5 protein-coding genes are annotated in these 7,807 nt (G+C 61.2%); all 5 read right to left on the bottom strand.

Going from position 1 to position 7,807, the window contains the following annotated elements:
- Positions 1 to 1,278 (bottom strand): tryptophan 7-halogenase (locus D8V06_RS15725; RefSeq protein ID WP_130931268.1); only part of this gene is annotated, 1,278 nt, incomplete at its 3' end.
- 2 nt (positions 1,279 to 1,280) lie between these two features.
- Positions 1,281 to 1,952: a S8 family serine peptidase gene (locus tag D8V06_RS15720; RefSeq protein WP_056856926.1), complete on the bottom strand. Its 672-nt coding sequence runs from the start codon at positions 1,950 to 1,952 to the stop codon at positions 1,281 to 1,283.
- Between the two features lie 5 nt (positions 1,953 to 1,957).
- The gene (locus tag D8V06_RS15715) at positions 1,958 to 3,676 is read right to left on the bottom strand and encodes an ABC transporter ATP-binding protein (RefSeq protein WP_130906117.1); all 1,719 of its coding nucleotides are present in this window, start codon (positions 3,674 to 3,676) and stop codon (positions 1,958 to 1,960) included.
- Positions 3,676 to 5,586, bottom strand: coding sequence for a sigma-54-dependent Fis family transcriptional regulator (locus tag D8V06_RS15710; RefSeq protein ID WP_130931267.1), 1,911 nt, complete (start codon positions 5,584 to 5,586; stop codon positions 3,676 to 3,678). Before D8V06_RS15710 ends, D8V06_RS15715 begins: the two co-directional genes overlap by 1 nt.
- A 122-nt stretch (positions 5,587 to 5,708) precedes the next feature.
- Entirely contained in the window at positions 5,709 to 7,601 is a 1,893-nt protein-coding gene (gene mrdA, locus D8V06_RS15705; protein WP_130931266.1) for a penicillin-binding protein 2, read from the bottom strand.
- Positions 7,602 to 7,807 lie beyond the last annotated feature (206 nt).

Here is a 7,807-nt window from a genome sequence, read left to right as displayed (position 1 = left end):
CAACAACCAACTGCGAACCATCCTCCCCTGCTCCACCGTCAACCCCGCCAACACTTGCTCTGCAGGTTCGCCTTGCTTCAATCGCCGCACCAACGGCGCCAGTTCAACGCCCTGCACATGCCAGATCCCCAACGGCTGATCCGCTGTAATCACCACCTCGGCTTCATCGACAAAGCCATCACACAACACCGGCGCCCGCTCAATCCTCAGCGCAGCGAAATCCGCCTCGGCATGGGCCACCTCGGCATCCGGCCATTGCTGCCGCGCCTGCCAGAATGGCTGATCGGACCAACGCTGCTCATCGGCATAGAAGTCCCGGCCAATCCGCGCAAAACGCAAAAACAACTGTTCCACGCGCTGCTGGTGAAAACGCTTGGCCAGCGCCGCGCGCTCGGGTTTGTGCAACAACGTGTTGATCACCGCCGGCGCCTGCAACGCTGACGACAGGGACTGGAAGATGCCGTTGCCCGAGAGCGGGTCCACCGCCATCGCCGCATCCCCCACGCGAATCCAGTTTTCGCCACACACCTGCGGGCTGAGGATCGCGGTGCTGCTGCGGGCATGCAGCTGCAAATCGACTTCAACCTGATCGGCGAAAAATGCTCGAGCCACTGCCGATGCCCGGCGCCGCTGTCGGCAGTATTCGAGCAACATCGCTTTGCCTGGCAACTCGGCACTGGTGACGTCCACCGTCCATTGCCAATAACACTGACCGTCGGCCCGTCGCGCCATCCACGCCCAACCGTCCGCCAGGCTTTCCACGGCGCTGGCGGTCTTGCCGGGCGAGCCTTGCCAGCGATTGAGCAGGCTGACCGTCTCCGGCCCGCGCATCCCCTTGCCAAGGGCGGGCGCCTGACGCCCGCGGGCATCCACCAGAAAATCGGCGCTCAACGCCTCCTGTCCTTCGATCTGGATGCAATGCCCGAACGGTGACGTCTGGACGCCCATTACCCGGCCTTCGATCAGCGAAACACCGGCGGTACGCAAGTCTTCGCGCAGGCCGCGATCGAAGCTTGGACGATCCAGCAAAAACTCGATGTTCTGCGCGTGTTGCCGACCGTTCCAGTTCACTTGCCGTTGTGACGGCAACGCAGCATTCGCCAGCGCTTGATGCAACCCCGCGCCGCGCAAGGCGTCGAGAACCCGCACAGACACACCTTCGAGCGCCGCAAACCGGCGCCACTCACTGACCAGCGTGACGGCATGACCCAGCCGCCGTAATCCCAGCGCCACAGCCGTGCCTGCTGGCCCGGCACCCAAAACGACAATCATCGTCATGCTCAGAAGCGCCTTTCCGGTCCACGATAACGAGCGTTCTGCCGCAGCCACTCGATGATTTGTGCATTGCTCGCCCCGGGCTGTTCCACCAGGAATCCGGCGATGTGTCCGCTCAATGCCGCGCAACCGAGACTGGCCCCCGACTGCCCCGGATAAGTGCCGTGGACACACGCGGCGAAATCCGCCTGGGCGCTGTTGAGCCACGACCATTCGAGTTCGGCGCAGCGGGCATCGCCGGTCACTCGCAGCACCTGTGGGTAATTCGCCGGATACACGCCTTCGCCCTGGGCCGGGCTGGATGCGCAAAGCAGCACGCCACGCGCTACCGCTGCGGCACAGGCCGCCCGCAACAGGCTGCGATCCTGACGCAAGCCGAGGCTCAGATTGATCAGGCGCACGTCCTGCGTCACTAGCCAGTCAATCGCCGAGGCGATCTGCAAGGCACTGGTGACGCCGCGCTGATCGAACACCTGCGCCACGCAGAACTGCGCCGATGGTGCGCGTCGCCCAATGGCTTCGATCACTGCGCTGCCGTGGCCCAAGGGATCTTCGCGCAAGTCGCTTTCGGCCAGGCCGTCCTCGACCAGTGAAAACCTGCGCCCGGCCACGACCTGCACCCGCTGCGCTGCCGAGTGTCCGCTGTCCACCACACCGATACGCAACTCAGTTTTCATAAGGCTCAGGCTTCATGCAGCACCGCTTTCGAAACCAGCACGCCGTCTTGCAATTCAAAGCGCAAATCGGCATCGGCCAGGGTTGAGGGACGATGGCTGATCAAGATGCGCGTGCGCCCGGCAAACAAGCGGTCGATGGCCTCGATCACTTCACGTTCGGTGGCTTCATCCACCGCGCAAGTGGCTTCATCGAGTACCAGGATCAGAGGGTCCTGCAACAGCGCGCGGGCAATCGCGATGCGTTGTTTCTGGCCCCCGGACAATTGCTGGCCGCGCTCACCCAGCGGACTGTCCAGACCTTCGGGCAAGGACGCGATCAGACTGTCGAGCTGCGCCAACCGTGCCACTTCGGCAATCGCTTCGCGACTGGCATCCGGCACCGCGTAAGCGAGGTTGTCGGCCAGGCTGCCACGAAACAGTACGATGTCCTGACTGACCACGGCGATGCGTCGCCGCAGTTGGAACAGGTCCAGTTCACGCAGATCGACTTCGCCCAACAGCACACGGCCCGACTGCGGATCATGGTGCCGCTGCAGCAGGTCGATCAGGGTCGATTTGCCGGCCCCGGAGCCACCACTCAGGGCAACTTTCAAACCGTAGGGGATATGCGCCTCGATTCCGCGCAACGTAGTCTGCCGACCGGGATGGCTGAAGTGCACATCCTCGAAACGCAGCTCGCCAGAAGCAGGCATCGGCTTCGGTGCAGCCGGGGTGAACACGGTCGGCTCTTCACCTCGCAGTTCCATCACCCGACCAAGACTGACGGTCATCCGTTGAATCGCCACGTACAATCCCAGCAAACTTTGCACGGGCCCGACGGCCATGCCCAGATACGTCGAAAACGCGATCAACGCACCGAGTTGCCAGGTGCCCTGCACCACCCAATAGCCGCCAATCAGAAACGCACAGGCGCGGGACAGCGAGGTCAACGTCCCCGGCACGGCCTGGGTGAAAAACTCGGTGACTTGCAGGCGCAGCAACTGGCTCATGTAGCCCTGCCCCAGCGTCTCCAGACGTCTCGCTTCACGTTGCTGCTGACCGGCGGACTGGATGAATTTCATCACCGGCAACGTCTCGACCATGAACGACGACATATCCGCCGAGCGTTCGCGCAGCTGCCGTACATCGCGCTCGACCTTGCGCCGCATCCAGCGTAGCCAGAGCACATCGAGGGGAATCAGCACCAACGCCAGCAGCGAGAGTTTCCAGGACAAGGTCAGCAGCATCGCCACTGCCACCACCAGCCCGATCACACTGGACACCGCCGAGAACAGCGAGTCCACGGCAAAGCGCTGAATCTCCGCCACGTCACCATCAAGACGAGACATCAGATCGCCGATGCGTCGCTGGCCGTAGAAGCTCGGCGACAGGGTCTGCAAATGCCGATACAGGTCATCGCGCAGGGCAAACAGCATGCGCCCGGACAAACGCGTGTGCAGGTAGCGATTGATGCCCGACAGCGCCGTTCCCAGCAATCCGGCGACGATCATCAACCCGGCGATGAGCACCAGCATCGGGAAGTCGCGTGCCAGCAAACCATCGTCGATCAGCAGCTTGGTCAACCAGGGCTGCACCAGTACCAGCGCCGAGGCGCACACCGACAAGCCCAGTAGTCCGGCAATCGCCAGTCGATGGGGACGCACGAAGCTGTAGAGCCATCGCAACGCCGCTTGCAGGGCCTCGGGGTTCTGGCTGTCGATCAGCCGAACGATCAGGCGCTGCATCACGAGCGCAGCTGCTTGAGCTTGCGATAAAGGGTCGCGCGGCTGATACCCAAGGCGTCAGCGGCGGCCGAGACGTTGCCCTGATGGCTGTCCAGGGACTGGCGGATCATCTCCAGTTCGTTTTCCCGAATACTGCCGGCTTGCGGACGTTCAGTCGCGGTCAATTCATCGAGCATGCTGTCGGGCAGGTGGTCGAGGGTCAGCACTGTTTCTCCCGGCTCGCGCATGGCCAGCGCGGTGCGCAGAACCATCTCCAGCTGACGGATGTTACCCGGCCAGTGGTAGCCGGCGAGCACGCGGTCCAGATCGTCATGCAGGACGACATCAGGCGCATCGAGTTTGCTCAACATGCGACTGACCAGCCCTGCGAAATCCTCGCGCTCGCGCAAAGCGGGGAGCATGACGCTGATGCCGTTGACCCGGTAAAACAAATCTTCGCGAAAGTGCTTTTCCTCTACCAGGCGCTTGAGGTCACGGTGAGTGGCGCAGATCAGCGCGATGTCGATGTCCTGTTCTTCGCCAGCGCCCAACGGCGCCACCTTGCGGTCTTGCAGTACCCGCAATAACCGAGCCTGCAAGGCCAGCGGCATGTCGCCGATTTCATCGAGAAACAACGTACCGCCATGGGCCTGTTGCAAGCGACCGACCATGCCGCCACGACGCGAGCCGGTAAACGCGCCTTCGCGATAGCCGAACAGTTCGGACTCGATCAGACCTTCGGGGATGGCCGCACAATTCACCGCGACGAAGGGTTTGTCGCAACGGGCACCGGCCATGTGCAGGGCGCGGGCGATGACTTCCTTACCCGTGCCGGTTTCGCCCAGCAGCAACACCGGCAGCTCGTTGGCCAGGCCTTGTCGGGCCATGCGCAAAGCGCGGGCGTAGCGGGCATTGCTGCCAGCCAAAGACTGGAGATCGGGTTGAGGTTGGGCTTTAGCGGTTTTGGCCACGCTACGCGGTGGAGTGCTGACATTGATCGTGCGTTGCGGCGCACGCAGGGTCTTGTAGAAAAATTCGCCTTTGGCGGTTTGCAGGCTGCCGGCGCCACCTTGATGCAGGCGTGCCAGCAATTGCAGGCCATCGACACCAAGAAACTCTTCGCAACGTCGGCCTACCAGTGCCGAACGCTCGGCATGCAACAACTGGCAGGCTTGCGCGCTGACCGCAAGGATCTGTCCGCCGAGGCTCACTGCCAACAGGCCCTGCCAAGGGGATTCGAGGTATTGCCGACGGCTGTGGAATGCCAGGACGATTTCGTCCGGATAACTGGCGTTGAACACCCGGCTCTCGATCTGGCTGACAGCCATGGCCAGCAACGCGGTGCTGTCGTGGGCGCGGCCGAGCGGGCCTTCGCGGGTCAGATCAAGGACGCCGAGGATGTCACCCTGCGGACAATGAATGGGCACCGAAGTGCAGGAAAAGTCACTGAGGCGATCCAGGTAATGTTCGCCGCAATCGATCAGGGTTGGCCGGGCTTCCACCAGCGCAGTGCCGAGGGCATTGGTGCCCCGGGCGGCTTCACTCCAGCAGGCACCGAGGGTAATGTCCTGCAGGCCGCTGCCCTTGAGGCGGTCGGCGCGCCCTTCGACAGCAAGAATGGTGGCATCGGAATTGGCCAGGATGATCAAGCCATCCTTGCCCTGACGCTCGGCCAGATAATCGATGGCCGGCAGTGCAGCGTCGATCAGCAAGCGATTGCTCGCCAGCAAGACATCCACGCTCGTGCTCGATCCCAGTGCCAGTTCATGCTTGGCATTGAAATGCACACCATGGCTGAGACTGCGCCGCCACGAAGCATCGATTTCCGCCCGCAGGACGCCGTCCGGCACTTCGCCTTCCAGATGCAGCTTTTCCCTGGCCAGCCGGGCTTCGCGATGCAGTTTGGGGGAGTTTGTTTTTATTAGCGTCATCAAGCGCTCCGGGTCATCCGCCCTGCGCCTTCAAACATCGGCGCCCTGGAGCAATCTTTACGTTAACGTCAGGGCAATGGCAAGTGCCGTAGGGCGCTTGTGTTCCGCCAGCTGGCACAGCTTCACACGTGGGGATCGCCGGGAGCTTTACCGGGTGTAGCGTATTGCGGCTTGAGATGACCGTCCTGATCGAGCAGCCATGCGTCCATGATCTGCCGCACCACAGGTCCTGCAACCCGGCCACCGGCTTCACCGTTTTCGATCATGACCGAAATTACGATCTTCGGGTGTTCTGCCGGGGCGAACCCGACGAACAAGGCATTGTCGCGGTTGCGCTCACGGGTCTTCTCGCGGTTATAGCGCTCGCCCTGCTTGATCGCCACCACTTGCGCGGTGCCGCTTTTGCCGGCGATGCGATACTGCGCGCCTGCCGCTGCGGCGCGTGCAATTCCGCGCGAGTCGTGCATGACCATCTGCATACCGTGGTTTACCTGCTCCCAGTCACGGGGGTCCTTGAGCAGAATGTTTGGCATCGGGTGTTCGTCCACCGGTGCAACACCGTCCACGGTCATCGCCAGATGCGGTCGGTTCCACACCCCTTTGTTGGCGATCAGCGCCGTCGCCTGGGCCAACTGCAGTGGTGTGACCTGCATGTAGCCCTGGCCGATACCGAGGATGACCGTCTCCCCCGGGAACCAAGGCTGACGGCGCGTGGCGCGCTTCCAGGCCTGGGATGGCATCAACCCTGACGACTCTTCGTACATATCCAGGGAAACTTTCTCACCCAGGCCAAACATTGCCATGTAGTCGTGTAAACGATCGATGCCCAGCTTGTGCGCCAGGTCATAGAAGTAGGTGTCGTTGGACCGCATGATCGCCGCATCCATATCCACCCAACCGTCGCCGCTGTGGTTCCAGTTGCGGTACTTGTGATCGAAATCCGGGAGCTGGTAGTAACCCGGATCAAAGACTCGGGTCTGTGGCGTGACAACGCCGGCGTCGAGTCCGGCAATCGCGACTTCAGGCTTGATGGTCGAGCCCGGTGCGTAGAGGCCGCGCAGCACTCGGTTGAACAGCGGCCGGTCGATCGAGTCACGCAGCGTCGAGTATTCCTTGGCGCTGATACCGGTGACGAACAGGTTCGGATCGAAACTTGGATTGCTGACCATGGCCAACACTTCGCCGGTCGAAGGATCCAGTGCGACGACTGAGCCGCGGCGATCACCCAAGGCTTGTTCCGCGGCTTCCTGGAGCTTGACGTCGAGACTCAGGACAATGTTTTCCCCAGGAACCGGATCGGTGTGCTTGAGCACGCGCAGGACACGACCCTGGGCATTGGTTTCGACTTCCTCGTAACCGACATGGCCGTGCAGCTGTGACTCGTAGAATTTTTCGATCCCGGTCTTGCCGATGGATTGGGTGCCACGATACTCAACCGTATCCAGCGCCTTGGATTCTTTCTCGTTGATACGTCCTACGTAGCCAACCGAATGAGCGAAGTGCTCGCCGAGCGGGTAGTGTCGAACGAACTGCGGCTCGACATCCAGGCCCGGTAAGCGGAACTCGTTGACCGCGAGCACCGCGATCTGCTCTTCATTCAATTCATAGAACAGCGTTACGGGCACGAACGGGTGGCGTGCTTGTTTCATCGCCTTGTCGAACAGCGTGCGGTCTTCAGCGGGCAAATGCAGAAGGTTGACCACCTCATCCAGCTCTTCATTGACGTCGGTAGCGCGTTCGCGGGTGATGGTCAGGTTGTAGCTGGGCCGATTGTCCGCGAGCACCACGCCATTGCGGTCATAGATCAAGCCACGGGTAGGCGTGATCGGCAGGACATGGACGCGATTGTTCTCCGAAATCGTGGAGTGATAGTCGAATTCGACGACCTGCAGCACGTACAAACGCACCACCAATGCACAGGTAATCGCGACGACGAAAAAAGCACAAGCCATCAGTCTTTTGTTGACCAGACGGGATTCTTTTTCGTGGTCTTTGATCGGGATGGGGCCGGGCATTTCTCAAGCAACTCTGTGAAAAAAGATACCGATCCCTAAGCTTGGAAACAGTCCGTAAAAAACGAGCTGCACCATACCAAAACTGCTAAGTCACTTTCGTGTAACTTTATTTAACTTGTAACGGACATGCATTTCCCCGGGTACTTTTCGCCAGGCAAAACAAAACCCCAACTGCTTTCGCAATTGGGGTTTCGGAATTTAATCTT

The organism is Pseudomonas sp. Sample_24, from assembly GCF_004307605.1.
GTDB lineage: Bacteria > Pseudomonadota > Gammaproteobacteria > Pseudomonadales > Pseudomonadaceae > Aquipseudomonas.
Note: the sequence above shows the minus strand (reverse complement) of the source record. Positions and strands in the feature narration are given on the sequence as shown.

Coding starts and splice junctions, on each gene's coding strand:
- D8V06_RS15720 (WP_056856926.1), bottom strand. CDS start 1,952: ATGAAAACTGAGTTGCGTATCGGTGTGGTGGACAGCGGACACTCGGCA.
- D8V06_RS15715 (WP_130906117.1), bottom strand. CDS start 3,676: ATGCAGCGCCTGATCGTTCGGCTGATCGACAGCCAGAACCCCGAGGCC.
- D8V06_RS15710 (WP_130931267.1), bottom strand. CDS start 5,586: ATGACGCTAATAAAAACAAACTCCCCCAAACTGCATCGCGAAGCCCGG.
- mrdA (WP_130931266.1), bottom strand. CDS start 7,601: ATGCCCGGCCCCATCCCGATCAAAGACCACGAAAAAGAATCCCGTCTG.